Below are 14710 nucleotides of genomic sequence, written 5' to 3' on the forward strand. Positions count from 1 at the left end.
CAAGCGAGTCGGGCCGGACTACAGTGCCGCCACGATCGCGTTGTCGAGCTCGTCTGCGTCCACTCCCGGTCGCACGGCCGCATTCGTCAGCAGCACCCAGGCGATGCCCGCCTCCGGGTGCACCCAGAACTCGGTGCCCGCCCATCCGCCGTGGCCGTACGTGTCGCGGTCGATGAGTCCGGGGGCGCGGGAGCGCAGGTTGAAGGTGAAGCCCCAGTCCTGGCCACGCTCGTCGGGGTACGGGTCGAGGCGAGGGATGCCGCCGGTGAGTGGACGGCGCATCGTGGCGAGACCGACCGGCGACAGGATGCCGTCGCCGGAGCCGTCATGGATGCGCAGCAGCTCGGCGCCGAGGTGCAGCAGGTCCTCGGCGCGTCCGAGCAGTCCGGCTCCGGGAGCGCGCGTGGCATGGAAGCGGTCGAGGTCGAGTCCGCCCGCCGCGGCATCCGGCACGCCGACCGACTCCGCAGCGTCGAGGGTGAGGCCGATCGCGCCGAGGTCGTGGGCCCATTCGAGCGTGCCCGCATCCCAGGTCGTTCCGGTCGCGTGGTCGATCATGGCGGCGATGCCCTCGAATGCGAGCGTCGAGTAGCGCGATGCGGTGCCTGCGGCGAAGTCGCGCCCGCGGGTGAGCAGCTCCTGGCGCAGCGGCACGGCGGTGTCGAGCGGGGGCTCCGAGATTCCCGACGTGTGAGAGGCGAGGTGCCACAGCCGCACGATGTCATCGCGAGAGGTGCCGAACTCCGGCAGCGCCTCGGAGAGCGGGGTGTTCGGAGTGAGCAGACCACGCTCGACCGCTCTCATCGCCGTGATCCCGGTGAGCATCTTCGTGATCGAGAACAGCGGATAGACCGCATCCGTCGCCGCGCCGAAGCCCTCGAGGTCGACGATTCCCTCGGCGGTCGCCATGCCGACGACGGCGGTCGGCAGGCGATCGGCCTGCACGTGGCGGCGGGCCCAGTCGAATGCGGCGTCAAAGGTCATGCGTGTACTCCCGGCGAATCGGATGGGCGCGCTTTCGTGGCGACAGCGTTGACCCTACGATAGAACCATGGCACAGAAAGCGCTTTCCCACCCGGCCGCGCTCATCGACGGTCAGCATCCGACCCGTTCTGTGCTGAGGCTCGTGGCCCGCCGGCCGTGGCGGCTCACCTTCGCGATCACAGCCTTCGCGATCAAAGAGATCCCCCTCTGGTTCCTGCCGGTCATCACCGCCGCGATCATCGACGTGGTCGCGAGCAAGGGAGGTGTGAGCGAGGTGCTGTGGTGGTTCGTGCTCGCCGCCGTGCTGCTGCTGCAGAACTATCCGAACCACATCATCTACACGCGCAACTTCATGACCGTGGTGCGCGACCTGGGTGCCGACCTGCGCAACGCCCTCACCGCACGGCTGCAGAGTCTCTCGATCGGTTACCACACGCGCATGAGCTCATCGATCGTGCAGACCAAGGTCGTGCGTGACGTCGAGAACGTCGAGCTGATGCTGCAGCAGGTCACGCATCCGCTGCTGTCATCGACCATGGTCATGATCGGTGCGCTCGCCATGACGGCCGTCACGGTGCCGCAGTTCCTTCCCGTATACGCGCTCGCGGTCCCCATCGCCATCGGCATCCGTTACGGAATGCGCAACCGCTCGCAGCGTCGCAACGAGGTCTTCCGCCGCGAGATCGAGACGCTGTCGGCCCGGGTCGGCGAGATGGCGTCGCTGATCCCGGTGACCCGCGCCCACGGTCTCGAGGAGACCGCGATCACCCGCGTCGCCGGCGGCGCCGACGGCGTGCGTCGCGCGGGCCTCAACCTCGACCTGCTGAACGGCCGCGTGGCCTCGATCTCGTGGGTGGCGATGCAGCTGCTCGGCGTCGCCTGCCTCATGCTGGCCGCGGTGTGCGCGCTCACCGGGTTCCTGCCCATCACGCCCGGCGAGGTCGTGATGCTCTCGAGCTATTTCACGCTGCTGACCGGCGGGCTCACCCAGTTGCTCATGCTCATCCCCGTCGGCGCCCGCGGACTCGAGTCGGTGCGTTCGATCGCCGAGGTGCTGCAGGAGCCGGACGTCGAACAGAACTCGGGCAAGCGCGTGGTCTCGGCGGTCACCGGCGAGATCGTGCTCGACTCCGCGACGCATCGGTACGCGGATGCCGAGGAGGATGCCCTTCTCGAGATCGATCTGCGCATCGCGCCCGGCGAGACGGTGGCGTTCGTCGGGTCGTCGGGATCGGGCAAGTCGACGCTCCTGAACCTGGTGCTCGGATTCGTCCGACCCACGAGGGGGCGCATCCTTCTCGACGGCGCCGACATGCAGGAGCTCGACCTGCGCACGGTGCGCCGCTCGATCTCGGTGGTGCCGCAGGAGTCGGTGCTGTTCGAAGGATCTGTCTTCGACAACATCGCCTACGGCATGCCCGACGTCACGCCCGACCGCGTCGAGCAGGCCCTGCGCGACGCGAACGCCTGGGAGTTCGTCAGCGAGCAGCCGCACGGCTGGGACACGGTGGTCGGTGAGCGAGGGGCGCGGCTGTCGGGTGGCCAGCGGCAGCGCCTGGCGATCGCCCGTGCACTCGTGCGCGACCCGCGCATCCTGCTGCTCGACGAGGCGACGAGTGCCCTCGACCCCGAATCCGAGGGGCTGGTCAAAGAAGCACTCGAACGGCTCATGCGCGGTCGCACCACTCTGGTCGTCGCGCATCGACTGTCGACGATCCGACAGGCCGACCGCATCATCGTGCTCGAGCACGGACGCATCGTCGAGCAGGGATCCCATGATCAGCTGCTCGCTGCCGACGGGCGATACGCTCGGCTGCACCTGGTGCAGAACGGCCTGAGGTGACGGGCGATTCGAGATGACAGACACTCACCGTCCTGAGGAGGACCGATGACATCCGACAAGATCCTTCGTGCTGCCCTGGTGGGCACCGGTTCCGTGGCGAATTCGCATGCGCGCGCCGTCGCCGTGCACCCGCGCGCCGAGCTCGTCGCCGTCGCCGACCTCAGCCGGGAGAAGGCTCAGGAGTTCGCGGACATGTACGACGTCGCGGCCGCCTACGGGGACCTCGATGAGATGCTCGCCGCCGAGAGCCCCGATGTGCTGCTCGTCTGCACCCCGCCGGGTCCGCACCGCGAGCAGGCGCTCGCGGCTTTCGCCGCCGGCGCCCACGTGATCGTCGAGAAGCCGCCGGCGCCGTCGCTCGACGAGCTCGACGACATGCGGGCGGGGGCGCGAGCTGCGGGCAGACAGCTCGCCGTCGTGTTCCAGCAGCGCACCGGCACGGCCGCGGCGCACGTGCGCCGTCTGCTGCAGAGCGGTGCGCTCGGGCGCCCGCTCGTCGCGGTGTGCCAGACCCTCTGGTTCCGCGGCGCCGACTACTTCGCCGTGCCGTGGCGGGGCAAGTGGGAGACCGAGGGCGGCGGCACGACGCTCGGGCACGGCATCCACCAGATCGACCTGCTCGCGCACCTGCTGGGCGACTGGTCGTCGGTGCGGGGCGAGCTGTGGAGGTTGGACCGCGAGACCGAGACGGAGGACGTCTCGACCGCGACCGTCGTGTTCGAGCAGGGCGTCGTGGCGCAGTTGGTCACGAGCGCGATATCGCCCCGCGAGGCGAGTTCGATCCGCATCGACACGCAGAAGGCGACGATCACGGTCGACCACCTCTACGGCCACGGTCATGAGAACTGGCGGATCACCCCGGCTCCCGGTTTCGAGTCCGAGGCAGAAGGCTGGGTGTTCCCGGATGCCGAGGAGCGCAGCGACCACGCACCGCTGCTGCGGGACGTGTTCGATGCCCTGCTCGACGGGGAGCCGCTTCCGCCCACCGCGGATGCTCCCGCGCGATCTCTCGAGATCGTGGCGGCGATCTACGCCTCGGCCGCAGCCGGCGGTGCCGTCGTGACGCCGGAGGCCCTGGCGTCGCACCCCACGCATCGCGCAGGCTTTGCGAGTCCTGTCGTGGATCTGCGCCGATGATCGAGGTCTACCGCGACCCCGTCTACGACGGTGCCACCGACCCGCGCGTCGTGATCGACACGGACGGGCTGTGGTGGATGTTCTACACGCAACGTCGCGCGAGCCTCGACGACGCCGGGCCCGGGGTCTCGTGGATCCACGGCAGCCGGATCGGCGTCGCCACCTCGCGCGACGGGGTCGGGTGGACCTACGACGGGACGCTCGAGCCGACGGCGTCCGATCTGGTCCTGGAACCCGGACCGCCGCCCGCCGAGGTGGACCGCACCCACTGGGCTCCCGAGGTCGTGTGGGACGGCTCGCGCTGGCGCATGTATCTCACCGAGATCGACGGCATCCCCGACCGATGGCCCGGCTTCGTGCGCGAGATCGTGGAGTATGTGTCCGACGACCTCCGTCGCTGGGAACGGCGTGGTCCGCTCGCGCTGAGCAGTGACCGCGTCATCGACGCCGCGGTCGCTCGTACCCCCGATGGGCTCTGGCGTCTCTGGTACAAGGACGAGGCCGCGGACTCGGTGACGATGGTCGCCTCGTCGCCCGACCTGCAGGAGTGGAGTCTCGATGGGGTCGCCATCGGCGGGAGGCCGCATGAGGGCCCGACGGTGTTCGAGCTCGGCGGCTTCTGGTGGATGATCGTGGACGAGTGGCGGGGGATGGGGGTCTATCGCTCTGATGACGGCATCGGGTGGACCCGACAGGGTGGCGAGGATGCGGTCATCCTCGCCGACGTCCCCGGGGAAGGGCACGGCAATCACGGGGCGCACGTGCACCACCGCGAGGACCTGTGGTTCTACTTCTTCGGCTCGGCGGAGGCAGCGCCTGTGCACGCCGAGACGGGTGAGAACAGGCGAGCGACGGTATATCGGTTACGTCTCGACGTCGAGGCCGGCGAGCTGACCGTGAGAAGATCGAAAGCCCCGCGGTAAACGATGTAACTGCGCTCGATATTGCCAGTTGCGAAACGTTTCAATTTGGATTACCGTGCAGGTAAGCGTTTTCCCCGCACCAGGGAGAACATACCCGCAGCACATGGACACTGACGTTCCGCGGCAATGCCGAACGAGGACGTTCACCAGAGAGGACAACGATGTTCAGCAAGAAGCGTCTGGCGGCCGCATCGGCCGTCGCCACCAGCGCCGCGCTGGTACTCGCCGGCTGCGCCGGCGGCGGTTCCCCCGAAGCCGGGGCCACCTACGACCCCGACGAGAAGGTCACCCTCGACCTGGCGTTCTGGGGCAACGACGTTCGCGCCGACCTGTACAACCAGGCGATCGACGCGTTCAACGAGGAGTACCCGAACATCACGGTCAACGCGACCTTCCTCGGGTTCCCGGAATTCTGGGAGAAGCGTCAGACCGAGGCCGCCGGTGGCGGACTCCCCGACGTGATGCAGTTCGACTACTCGTACCTGCGTCAGTACTCGGAGAACGGCCTGCTTCTCGACCTCGAGCCCTACCTCGGCTCCGTCATCGAGACCGATCCGCTGCCCGAGAACATCCTCGGCATCGGCGTCGTCGACGACACCACCTACGGCATCGCGACCTCGACCAACGCGTGGGGCATGTTCACCAACCCTGCTCTCCTCGAGACTGCGGGCGTCGACGAGTTCGCCGGCGGCGACTGGGAGGACTACGACCAGTGGATCGGCGAGGTCACCGATGCCAGCGGCGGAGCCTTCTGGGGCGGGTCCGACTGGACCGGCCGCATCCAGAACTTCGAGATCCAGCTGCGGAGCGAGGGCAAGAACCTCTTCGATGAAGACGGCACTCCCGGCTTCGATGAGGAGCGACTGAAGGAGTTCTGGGAGGCCGGATCCGACATCCGTGACGGTGCCGTCGTGCCTCAGCAGACCGTCGAAGAGCTCAACCCGCTGAGCGCCTTCGATGCGGCCAAGAACGCCAGCGAACTGACCTGGGACAACTTCGGCGCCGGCTACCTCGCCAACCTCGGCGAGAACTACACCGAGCTGGGCCTCGTTGCCCCGCCCGTCACCGAGGAAGGCGCGAAGGACCTCTACCTGAAGCCGTCGATGCTGCACACGATCTCGGCCAAGACCGAGCACCCCGAGGCAGCGGCGACGCTCGTCAACTTCCTGGTCAACTCGCCCGAGTCGGGTGAGATCTTCGGCACGAACCGTGGCCTCCCCGCATCCGAGACCGCACTCGAGGCGGCTGACCTCGACCCGATGAGCCAGCTCGTCAAGGACTACGAGGAGTCCATCTCCGACCGCCTCGGCGACGCTCCGCCCGTGCCGATCGTCGGCTACGGCACTCTCGAAGAGAAGTTCCGCGTGCTGGGCACCGAGCTGAACTTCGGCACGACGACGGTCGACGAGGCCGTGGAGCAGTTCTTCTCCGAGATGGACGTCGTCCTCAACCAGTGATCCCGTCGGTGGGCCGGGCGATCCGCCCGGCCCACCGCACCCCACACACTTCGGAAGGAGCTGTCATGAGCACGACGGCGACGAGGACGATCGTCACGGGCAAGAAGTCCGGGCGCGGGAGGGCGCTGCGCAGCGGCCGCCGCCCCGAGAACGAGCTCGACCGCCCGGGTCAGAAGGCCCGGCTGCGCCGTGAGACGGCGACAGGTTACGCATTCCTGACACCCTGGCTGATCGGGTTCTTCGGTCTGACGGGTGTGCCGATGGTGTACTCCCTGTACCTGTCCTTCACGAAGTACAACATCTTCCAGCCGCCCAAGTGGATCGGCCTGGACAACTACATCCGCCTCTTCACGAGCGATCCGAACTTCATCCAGTCGGCGCAGATCACCCTCGTCTACGTCTTCATCGGCACCCCGATCACCCTCGCTGCGGCGCTCGGCGTCGCGATGCTGCTGAACTACCGCGACAAGGGCGCGGGCTTCTTCCGCTCGGCGTTCTACGCTCCCTCGCTCATCGGCGGCTCGGTCTCCGTGGCGATCGTGTGGCGGGCGATGTTCTCGTCCGACGGTCCGGTCGACAGCGGCCTGCAGATCTTCGGGGTGAACCTCGGCGGTTGGATCGGAAACCCGAGCCTGGTGCTGCCGATGATGATTTTGCTCGCGGTGTGGCAGTTCGGCGCGACCATGGTGATCTTCCTCGCGGGTCTGAAGCAGATCCCGAAGGAGCTGTACGAGGCGGCCGAGATGGACGGCGCGAACGCGTATCGCCGGTTCCGCGCGGTCACGATCCCCATGCTCTCGCCGGTGATGTTCTTCAACCTGCTGCTCGGTCTGATCGGCGCGTTCCAGGTGTTCGCCTCGGCGTACATCATCTCGAACGGCACCGGTGGTCCCGCGGGCATGACGAACTTCATCACCGTGTACCTGTACAAGCGCGGATTCTCCGACGGACAGATGGGCTACGCGGCCGCGATCGCGTGGGTCCTGCTGGTCGTCGTCGCGATCATCGCCTTCATCCTCTTCCGCACTCAGAGGTCGTGGGTGCACTACTCGGGAGACGACAAATGAGCACCTCCAACCAGGCCACCACGTCCGGCGCGGCATCGACGCCGGTGTTCGCCGCACAGCAGACCACGCCGGTCGGCCCCCCTCCTTCTCGCCGCAGGGTGAAGCGCAAGACCTGGCAGACCGTCATCTGGTTCATCGCCCTGATCGCGCTGACCGCGGTGGTGCTGTATCCGCTGCTGTGGCTGTTCCTGTCGACGTTCAAGCCGAACTCGGAGTTCGGTCAGAACCCGGGCCTGTTCCCGCAGGCGCCGACCATCGAGAACTACGGCAAGGTCATGGAGGGCATCGCCGGAGTGCCGATGTGGCGCTTCTTCCTGAACTCGCTGATCCTCGCGGTCTCCGCGGTCGTCGGCACCGTGCTCTCCTCGGCTCTCGCGGCGTATGCGTTCGCCCGCGTGCAGTTCAAGGGCCTCGGCATCCTGTTCGCGGCGATGATCGGCACACTGCTGCTGCCGTTCCACGTCGTGATCATCCCGCAGTACATCATCTTCAACCAGCTCGGCTGGGTCGACACGTTCATCCCGCTGATCCTGCCGAAGTTCCTCGCCACCGAGGCGTTCTTCGTGTTCCTGCTCGTGCAGTTCATCCGCCAGATGCCGCGCGACATGGACGAAGCCGCCCGCATCGACGGTGCGGGTCACCTGCGGATCTTCTGGTCGATCATCCTCCCGCTCATCAAGCCGGCACTGATCACCTGCGCGATCTTCTCGTTCATCTGGGCGTGGAACGACTTCCTCGGGCCCCTCCTCTACCTGACGAGCCCCGAGAACTATCCGCTACCCATCGCACTGCGTCTCTACAACGACCAGACCTCGTCGTCCGACTACGGCGCGACGGTCACGGCTTCGTTCGTCGCCCTGCTGCCGGTGCTGCTGTTCTTCGTCGTCTTCCAGCGCTTCCTCGTCGACGGCGTCGCCACCCAGGGACTCAAGGGCTAGTCATGTCGGTCATCAGCGGAGAGCGCCGGGCCCACCGGGCCGCGAAGCGCGAGGCCCGGTCCGGCGCCGGCCCCACGGTCGCGGGTGTCGAGCCGGGGGTCAACCCCGGGGCGACGGCCAAGTTCGGTCTGTTCGGCGAGGTGCTCACGATCGGCCTCATGATGACGATCGTCGCCCTCGGCGTCATCACCCTGCCGATCGCCCTGGCCGCCGGCATCCGCCATCTGCGTCGATTCGTCGCCGCCGAGGACTCGCGGGCCGGTCTCTTCTGGGACGACGTGCGCGCCGGCACCCTGCCGTCGCTGATTGTCGGAGTGCCGGCCGTGCTGATCGCGACCGTGCTCACGATCGACGTCGTGCTCGCCGGGTCCGGCGTTCTCCCCGGTGGGGAGGCCATCGCGGTCATCGGCTGGGCGGGCCTGCTGGCGCTCGCCGTCGCCGTGCTGCTCTCAGCGGGCGCCTGGTCGCCGACGCTCGGGTGGAAGGACGCTGTGCGCGCGGTACCCGGAGCCATCAGGGCGGACGCCGCCGGCGCCGCCTACATCGCGGCCGCCGCGGTCTTCACCGGCGTCGTGACCTGGGCGCTCGCGCCCCTGTTCATCGCCGGAATCGGCTGCGCGGCTCTCGCCGTCGTCGCCGTGCCCGCGCGTCGTCGGCGCCGGGAGAACCGCGAGGGATGAGAAGGTAGTCGTTGGCGCACGCGCGGACGGACGGAGGCACGCCATGGCGGTAGGGGTGAAGGACGTCGCGGCCGCGGCCGGCGTCTCGGTCGGCACCGTCTCGAACGTGCTCAACCAGCCCGAGCGCGTCTCGGCGCGAACCGTCGAGCGCGTGCAGCGCGTGATCCAGGAGCTCGGCTTCGTGCGCAACGACGCGGCCCGACAGCTGCGCGCCGGTCGCAGCCGCAGCATCGGACTCGTCGTGCCCGACATCGGCAACCCGTTCTTCGCCGAGGTGGTGCGCGGAGCGGAGGATCGCGCGGCCGACGCCGGCATGACCGTGCTGCTCGGCAACAGCGACGAGCGCGATGAACGGCAGCTCGCGCATCTCGAGCTCTTCCAGGAGCAGCGCGTGAACGGCGTGCTGCTGACCCCGGCGTCCGATGATCTCTCGACCGTGCATCGCTTCGCCACCGGCGGCATGCCGGTGATCCTCGTCGACCGCGAGGTCGAGGAGGGGCTGCTGCCGTCGGTATCGGTCGACGACGTCGAGGGTGGTCGTCTCGCGGCCGAGCACCTGCTCTCGTCGGGCCGGCGCAGACTCGCTTTCGTCGGAGGACCGCAGTCGGTGCACCAGGTCGCGGATCGTCTGCGCGGAGTGCAGGCGGCGGTCGCCGCCCACCCCGACGCGTCGCTCGAGGTGATCGAGCAGTCGGCTCTCACGGTGCTGCAGGGCAGAGCCGCGGGGGAGGAGATCGTCGCGCGCTCTGCGGATGTGCGTCCGGATGCCGTGTTCGCCGCGAATGATCTGCTCGCCGTCGGGCTCCTTCAGGCGTTCAGCTTCGGCGCCAGCATCCGCGTTCCCGACGACATCGCGATGGTGGGCTACGACGACATCGACTTCGCCTCCGCGACCGTCGTGCCGCTGAGCTCGGTGCGTCAGCCCGCGAGGCTGCTCGGGTGGACGGGTGTCGACCTGCTGCTGAAAGAACTCGACGGTGTCGAGCACGATCGGCGCGTGCGGTTCCAGCCCGAGCTCGTCGTGCGCGAGTCGAGTTCCGCCGGCATCGCCGGTCGTGGCGATTCGTGACTGCCGCTCGAACCCGTTATGATTGCAAGGTGCATCCGGTCTTCACGGAACGGATGCCTGGAGACGTCGCATAGTCCGGCCGAGTGCACCACCCTGCTAAGGTGGAGTCCCCTCACGGGGACCAGGGGTTCAAATCCCCTCGTCTCCGCAGTGAAAACCCGATGAGAGTCAATTTCTCGGGTCTGGGTCTATCCGCCGTACGAACCGTCGAGAACGTCGACGACGCTCTGCGAGTCGGGGTACTTCACGCGGGTCTCCACCTCGTCATGTCCGAGATCGGCGCAGATCGACGCGATGCTGTCGAGATGCTCGTTGAACGAGTCGAGGTCATCGGGCAGGATGACGGTCTTCGTCTCGAGTTCGGGCGCAGCGTCGCCGGCAGCCGCGATGGCGTTCTTCAGGTCGCCGTCGGGCAGCGAAATGCCCTCGCGCAGGTGATCGCCGGCCGTCACCAGAGCCGTCGGATCTGCGGAGATCATGCTGTTGTTGGCCTGGGTCGCCACCGTGTCGACCCACGAGCACGCGTTGTCGTTCAGTGCCGACGCCGATTCGTCGTCCATCGCCGGCGTGCAGGCCGAGAGTACGAGAGCGAAGAGGGCGAGAGGAAGCACTGAGACGGATCGACGCATGGCGACGACGCTAGCAAACGTGTGCTCAGAGGCGTGTACCGATCTCCTGCGCGGCGATGGCCTTCGCCAGGTATGAGGCCGTCATGTTCCCGCTCGCCGACGCGACGGCGCGGGGAGTCCCCTGAGCCACGACCGATCCGCCGAGATCTCCCGCGCCGGGACCCATGTCGATCACCCAGTCGGCCTGGGCGACCACGCGCATGTCGTGCTCGACCATCACCACCGTGTTGCCGGCGTCCACCAGATGCTGGAGGTGGACGAGCAGCCGATCGGTGTCGGACGGATGCAGTCCCGAGGTGGGCTCGTCGAGCAGGTAGAGCGTGTCGCCGTGCTGAGCGCGCCGCAGCTCGGAGGCCAGCTTCACGCGCTGCGCCTCGCCGCCGGAGAGCTCCGTCGCCGACTGGCCCAGGGGCAGATACCCGAGTCCCACGTCGAGAAGGGCATCGAGGTGTCGCGAGACGTCGGCGTCGTCGGCGAAGAGAGTGCGGGCGTCGGTGACGGTCATGGCGAGGACGTCGGCGATCGTCTGCCCGTGCAGTTCGATCTCAAGCGTCTCCCGGTTATAGCGGGTGCCGCCGCACGTGCCGCACGGGGCATGGACGGTGGGGAGGAAGAGCAGCTCGACCTCGACCGTGCCCTCGCCCTTGCAGGTGGGGCACCGTCCGCTCGGCAGGTTGAACGAGAACCGGCTCGCGGCGTATCGCCGACGGCGGGCTTCCGGAGTCGCGGCGAACAGGGCGCGAACGCGGTCGAAGAGACCCGTGTACGTCGCCACATTCGATCGTGACGTGCGGCCGATCGGCTTCTGGCTCACCTGCACGACCCGTCGCACCCGGCCGGCGGGTCCGGACGCGCGGCCCGTGGTCTCGGCCATGGGTGAGGAGAACAGCGGATCCGCCGTCGCGCTGTCCCGCTCGTCTCTCGACGCCTCGAGCGTCGAGCCGTCCACCTCGCTCGACAGGCTCCTCTGCAGCAGATCGGGCAGGGCCTGGGTGACAAGGGACGACTTGCCCGAACCGGAGACGCCGGTGACGGCCGTGAGGCATCCGAGGGGGATCGACACCGAGACGTCGCGGAGGTTGTTGCGTGAGACGTCCGTCAGCACGAGTTGGCCGTCGGCCTCGCGAGACGGGTGCATCGATGGTGTCGGCTGTTCGGTCTGCTGCTCATCGGCGAACAGGTAGCGCCTGGTCTGGGAGCGCTCGGCCGCTCGGAGACCGTCGATCGGTCCCGAGTAGACGATCTCGCCCCCCGTGACGCCCGCCCCCGGGCCGATGTCGACGATCCAGTCCGCATGCCGGATCACGTCGAGGGAGTGCTCGACGAAGAAGACCGTGTTACCCGAGTCCCGGAGTGAGCGGAGGATGCGCACGAGTGCTTCCCCGTCGGCGGGATGGAGTCCCGCCGACGGCTCGTCCAGCACGAACATGACCCCGAACAGCTGGGAGAGCACCTGCGTCGCGAGCCGCATGCGCTGCAGCTCCCCCGACGAGAGGGTGGGCGTCGAACGATCGAGTGAGAGGTATCCCAGACCGAGTTCGACGATGGGCGAGACCCGATCGCGCAGCTCGTCGACCAATCGTCGCGCGGCGAGCTGCTTCTCGGGTGCCAGCCCCTCGGCAGCGGATCCACCGGCATGCACCCCGCCGCCGGACGGGTCGAGTGCCGTCTCGAGGAGAGCCGCGAGATCGGCGAGCGGCATCCCGGCCATCTGTGTGATGTCGAGACCGGCGAACGTCACGGCGAGCGCCTCCGGCTTCAATCGGCGTCCCTCGCACAGCGGGCAGCGGACGCTGACCATGAAGCTCGCCGCCTTCTCGCGCATCTTCGCGCTCTTCGAGTTCGCGAAGGTGTTCAGCACGTACTGCCGCACGCCGACGAAGGTGCTCATGTACGACGGCTCGATGCCTGCCGCGATCGCCTTGCGCACCTGCGCAGGACCGCGGTCGGTGAACACCGGCACTTGAGGGGACTCCTCGGTGTACAACACCCACCGCCGCTGCTCCTCGGGCAGGTCGCGCCACGGGATGTCGATGTCGTAGCCGAGCGAGATCAGGCTGTCGATGAGCTGCTTGCCGTGCCATGCGCGCGGCCACGCGTCGAGAGCACGGTCGCGGATGGTCAGCGACTCGTCGGGCACCATGAGGTGCTCGGGCACGTCGTACACCTGCCCGATCCCGTGGCACTGCGGGCACGCGCCCTGGACGGTGTTCGCGGAGAAGTCCTCGGCGAACAGCTGTTCCGCGCCCTGCGGGTAGGTGCCGACGCGCGAGAACAGCATGCGCACGACGTTGCCGATCGACGTGGCACTGCCGACGGTCGATCGAGCGCTGCCCGCGGTGCGCTGCTGGGGAAGGGCCACCGCCGGCGGCAGCCCTGCGATGGCGTCGACGTCGGGGATGTCGACCTGGCTCATCAGGCGTCGCGCGTAGGGCGCCACCGACTCGAAGTATCGACGCTGGGCTTCGGCGTAGAGGGTGCCGAACGCGAGGGAGCTCTTTCCCGAGCCCGAGACTCCCGTGAATGCGACGAGGGCGTCGCGGGGTATCTCGACGTCGACGTCGCGAAGGTTGTGCACACGTGCTCCGGTCACGACGATCGCATTCGACGTGCCGGAGAGCTTCGACAATGGGGTCCCGCCCATCATGGACCTCTTCTCGTATCCCGCGCACAGCGCGGATGGATGCGACGTTCGCCGACTCCGCGCCACGTTACCTCGCCCGTCGGACTTCGTCGGAGTGGTTGACAGCGGTCGGTCGGACCGGGCAAGTTCAGACCGCAGCCGCGGCGATCGCAGATGACCGCGAGCCCGGCCGCAGCCCGGCCGCAGACCGTCCGCAGCCCGGCCGCAGTGCGGCAAGCGCTATCCTGAAGCCCTTCCCCCGCCTCGCCTCTAGGAGCATCCTTCATGCCCATCGCCGCTGATGACCCCCGCCTGACGACTCCGTACGAGGCATCCCTCACCCGCTACAAGGATGTGTCGTTCCAGCGCGCAGGCGCCAGCGGCGTGCAGCTGCCCAAGGTCTCGCTCGGGCTCTGGCAGAACTTCGGTCGCGACCGCACGTTCGACAGCCAGCGCGAGATCGTGCTCCACGCGTTTGACCGCGGCGTCGTCCACATCGACCTCGCCAACAACTACGGCCCGCCCTACGGCTCGGCCGAGTCGACGTTCGGTGCGGTTCTCGACAGCGGCCTGGCACGCTACCGCGACGAGCTGTTCGTGACGACCAAGGCCGGATACGACATGTGGCCCGGACCCTTCGGTGACGGTGGCTCGCGCAAATACCTGACGCGCTCGCTCGAGCAGAGTCTCACGCGCATGAACACCGACTACGTCGACGTGTTCTACTCGCACCGGCCCGATCCCGAGACGCCTCTCGAAGAGACGGTCACGGCACTCGCCGACATCGTGCGCAGCGGCAAGGCGCTCTACGTCGGCATCTCGAACTACCCGGCCGAGCTCGCCCGTCGCGCATACGAGCTTCTCGCCGAGCAGGGAGTGAAGCTGCTGCTGCACCAGCCCCGTTACTCGCTGTTCGACCGCACGCCCGAGGCCGAGCTGTTCCCGGCGCTGCGTGAGCTGCAGGTCGGCAGCGCGGTGTTCTCGCCGCTCGCCCAGGGTCTGCTCACCGGCAAGTACATCGACGGCGACGTCCCCGCCGACTCGCGTGCGGCCAACAGTCACTTCCTCAACGGATCGGCGCTCACCGACAGCTATCTCGAGCGCATCCGCGGCATCGACCGTGTCGCGAAGGACGCGGGCCTCTCGATCCCGCAGCTCGCGATCGCGTGGGTGCTGCGCGACCCCGTGGTGACCACGGCGATCATCGGCGCGTCGCGCACCGGCCAGATCGACGACGCCGTCGCCGCCAGCCAGGTCGTGCTCTCGGTCGACGTCATCGCCGCACTCGAGGAGTTCGCGGCGACGCCCGGCGCCAGCGTGGTCTGAGCCGCAGAGATGCGGTCCTGATGCCCCGACCCTG

General features: G+C 68.1%; 12 protein-coding genes and 1 tRNA gene. 10 read left to right on the forward strand and 3 right to left on the reverse strand.

Annotated elements, in window-relative coordinates; translation table 11 throughout:
- Nucleotides 1–18 precede the first annotated feature (18 nt).
- Nucleotides 19–984 carry a serine hydrolase domain-containing protein gene (locus tag IXW21_RS02855; protein WP_194762749.1) on the reverse strand — a complete coding sequence of 322 codons (966 nt, stop codon included), beginning with the start codon at nucleotides 982–984 and terminating at the stop codon, nucleotides 19–21.
- Nucleotides 985–1051: 67 nt separating this feature from the next.
- On the opposite strand from IXW21_RS02855, the gene IXW21_RS02860 reads away from it, so the two are divergent.
- From IXW21_RS02860 to IXW21_RS02900, 9 genes are all read left to right on the forward strand, one after another.
- A complete protein-coding gene (locus tag IXW21_RS02860; protein WP_194762750.1) occupies nucleotides 1052–2827 on the forward strand; it encodes an ABC transporter ATP-binding protein in 1776 nt (591 codons plus the stop codon).
- A gap of 45 nt (nucleotides 2828–2872) precedes the next feature.
- Nucleotides 2873–3964 (forward strand): Gfo/Idh/MocA family protein, encoded by a 1092-nt coding sequence (locus tag IXW21_RS02865; protein WP_194762751.1) that lies wholly within the window; start codon nucleotides 2873–2875, stop codon nucleotides 3962–3964.
- Nucleotides 3961–4887: a hypothetical protein gene (locus IXW21_RS02870; protein ID WP_194762752.1), complete on the forward strand. Its 927-nt coding sequence runs from the start codon at nucleotides 3961–3963 to the stop codon at nucleotides 4885–4887. The genes IXW21_RS02865 and IXW21_RS02870 overlap by 4 nt, the downstream gene beginning before the upstream one ends.
- 161 nt (nucleotides 4888–5048) lie before the next feature.
- A complete protein-coding gene (locus tag IXW21_RS02875) occupies nucleotides 5049–6344 on the forward strand; it encodes an ABC transporter substrate-binding protein (protein WP_194762753.1) in 1296 nt (431 codons plus the stop codon).
- Nucleotides 6345–6409: 65 nt separating this feature from the next.
- Entirely contained in the window at nucleotides 6410–7411 is a 1002-nt protein-coding gene (locus IXW21_RS02880; RefSeq protein ID WP_194762754.1) for a carbohydrate ABC transporter permease, read from the forward strand.
- Nucleotides 7408–8349: a carbohydrate ABC transporter permease gene (locus IXW21_RS02885; RefSeq protein ID WP_194762755.1), complete on the forward strand. Its 942-nt coding sequence runs from the start codon at nucleotides 7408–7410 to the stop codon at nucleotides 8347–8349. Before IXW21_RS02880 ends, IXW21_RS02885 begins: the two co-directional genes overlap by 4 nt.
- Before the next feature lie 2 nt (nucleotides 8350–8351).
- Complete coding sequence (locus IXW21_RS02890; RefSeq protein WP_194762756.1) at nucleotides 8352–9029, forward strand: hypothetical protein; 678 nt, start codon at nucleotides 8352–8354, stop codon at nucleotides 9027–9029.
- A 43-nt stretch (nucleotides 9030–9072) separates the two neighbouring features.
- Complete coding sequence (locus tag IXW21_RS02895; protein WP_194762757.1) at nucleotides 9073–10098, forward strand: LacI family DNA-binding transcriptional regulator; 1026 nt, start codon at nucleotides 9073–9075, stop codon at nucleotides 10096–10098.
- Nucleotides 10099–10157: 59 nt separating this feature from the next.
- Nucleotides 10158–10246: transfer RNA gene (locus IXW21_RS02900), tRNA-Ser, on the forward strand.
- A gap of 40 nt (nucleotides 10247–10286) precedes the next feature.
- Here IXW21_RS02900 and IXW21_RS02905 read toward each other — a convergent pair.
- Complete coding sequence (locus tag IXW21_RS02905; protein WP_194762758.1) at nucleotides 10287–10727, reverse strand: hypothetical protein; 441 nt, start codon at nucleotides 10725–10727, stop codon at nucleotides 10287–10289.
- A 25-nt stretch (nucleotides 10728–10752) separates the two neighbouring features.
- Nucleotides 10753–13374, reverse strand: coding sequence for an excinuclease ABC subunit UvrA (locus IXW21_RS02910; protein WP_194762759.1), 2622 nt, complete (start codon nucleotides 13372–13374; stop codon nucleotides 10753–10755).
- 261 nt (nucleotides 13375–13635) lie between these two features.
- Here IXW21_RS02910 and IXW21_RS02915 point away from each other — a divergent pair, with 261 nt between their 5' ends.
- Nucleotides 13636–14676 carry an aldo/keto reductase gene (locus tag IXW21_RS02915; RefSeq protein WP_194762760.1) on the forward strand — a complete coding sequence of 347 codons (1041 nt, stop codon included), beginning with the start codon at nucleotides 13636–13638 and terminating at the stop codon, nucleotides 14674–14676.
- The last annotated feature ends 34 nt before the right edge of the window (nucleotides 14677–14710 follow it).

Origin of the sequence: Microbacterium sp. UFMG61 (assembly GCF_015354505.1) — a bacterium.
Taxonomy (GTDB): Bacteria; Actinomycetota; Actinomycetes; order Actinomycetales; family Microbacteriaceae; genus Microbacterium.

Bases quoted from the DNA above. Each gene is read 5' to 3' on its own strand.
- IXW21_RS02890 (WP_194762756.1), top strand. From the start codon at position 8,352: ATGTCGGTCATCAGCGGAGAGCGCCGGGCCCACCGGGCCGCGAAGCGC.
- IXW21_RS02860 (WP_194762750.1), top strand. From the start codon at position 1,052: ATGGCACAGAAAGCGCTTTCCCACCCGGCCGCGCTCATCGACGGTCAG.
- IXW21_RS02895 (WP_194762757.1), top strand. From the start codon at position 9,073: ATGGCGGTAGGGGTGAAGGACGTCGCGGCCGCGGCCGGCGTCTCGGTC.
- IXW21_RS02855 (WP_194762749.1), bottom strand. From the start codon at position 984: ATGACCTTTGACGCCGCATTCGACTGGGCCCGCCGCCACGTGCAGGCC.
- IXW21_RS02915 (WP_194762760.1), top strand. From the start codon at position 13,636: ATGCCCATCGCCGCTGATGACCCCCGCCTGACGACTCCGTACGAGGCA.
- IXW21_RS02910 (WP_194762759.1), bottom strand. From the start codon at position 13,374: ATGATGGGCGGGACCCCATTGTCGAAGCTCTCCGGCACGTCGAATGCG.
- IXW21_RS02885 (WP_194762755.1), top strand. From the start codon at position 7,408: ATGAGCACCTCCAACCAGGCCACCACGTCCGGCGCGGCATCGACGCCG.
- IXW21_RS02865 (WP_194762751.1), top strand. From the start codon at position 2,873: ATGACATCCGACAAGATCCTTCGTGCTGCCCTGGTGGGCACCGGTTCC.
- IXW21_RS02880 (WP_194762754.1), top strand. From the start codon at position 6,410: ATGAGCACGACGGCGACGAGGACGATCGTCACGGGCAAGAAGTCCGGG.
- IXW21_RS02870 (WP_194762752.1), top strand. From the start codon at position 3,961: ATGATCGAGGTCTACCGCGACCCCGTCTACGACGGTGCCACCGACCCG.
- IXW21_RS02875 (WP_194762753.1), top strand. From the start codon at position 5,049: ATGTTCAGCAAGAAGCGTCTGGCGGCCGCATCGGCCGTCGCCACCAGC.
- IXW21_RS02905 (WP_194762758.1), bottom strand. From the start codon at position 10,727: ATGCGTCGATCCGTCTCAGTGCTTCCTCTCGCCCTCTTCGCTCTCGTA.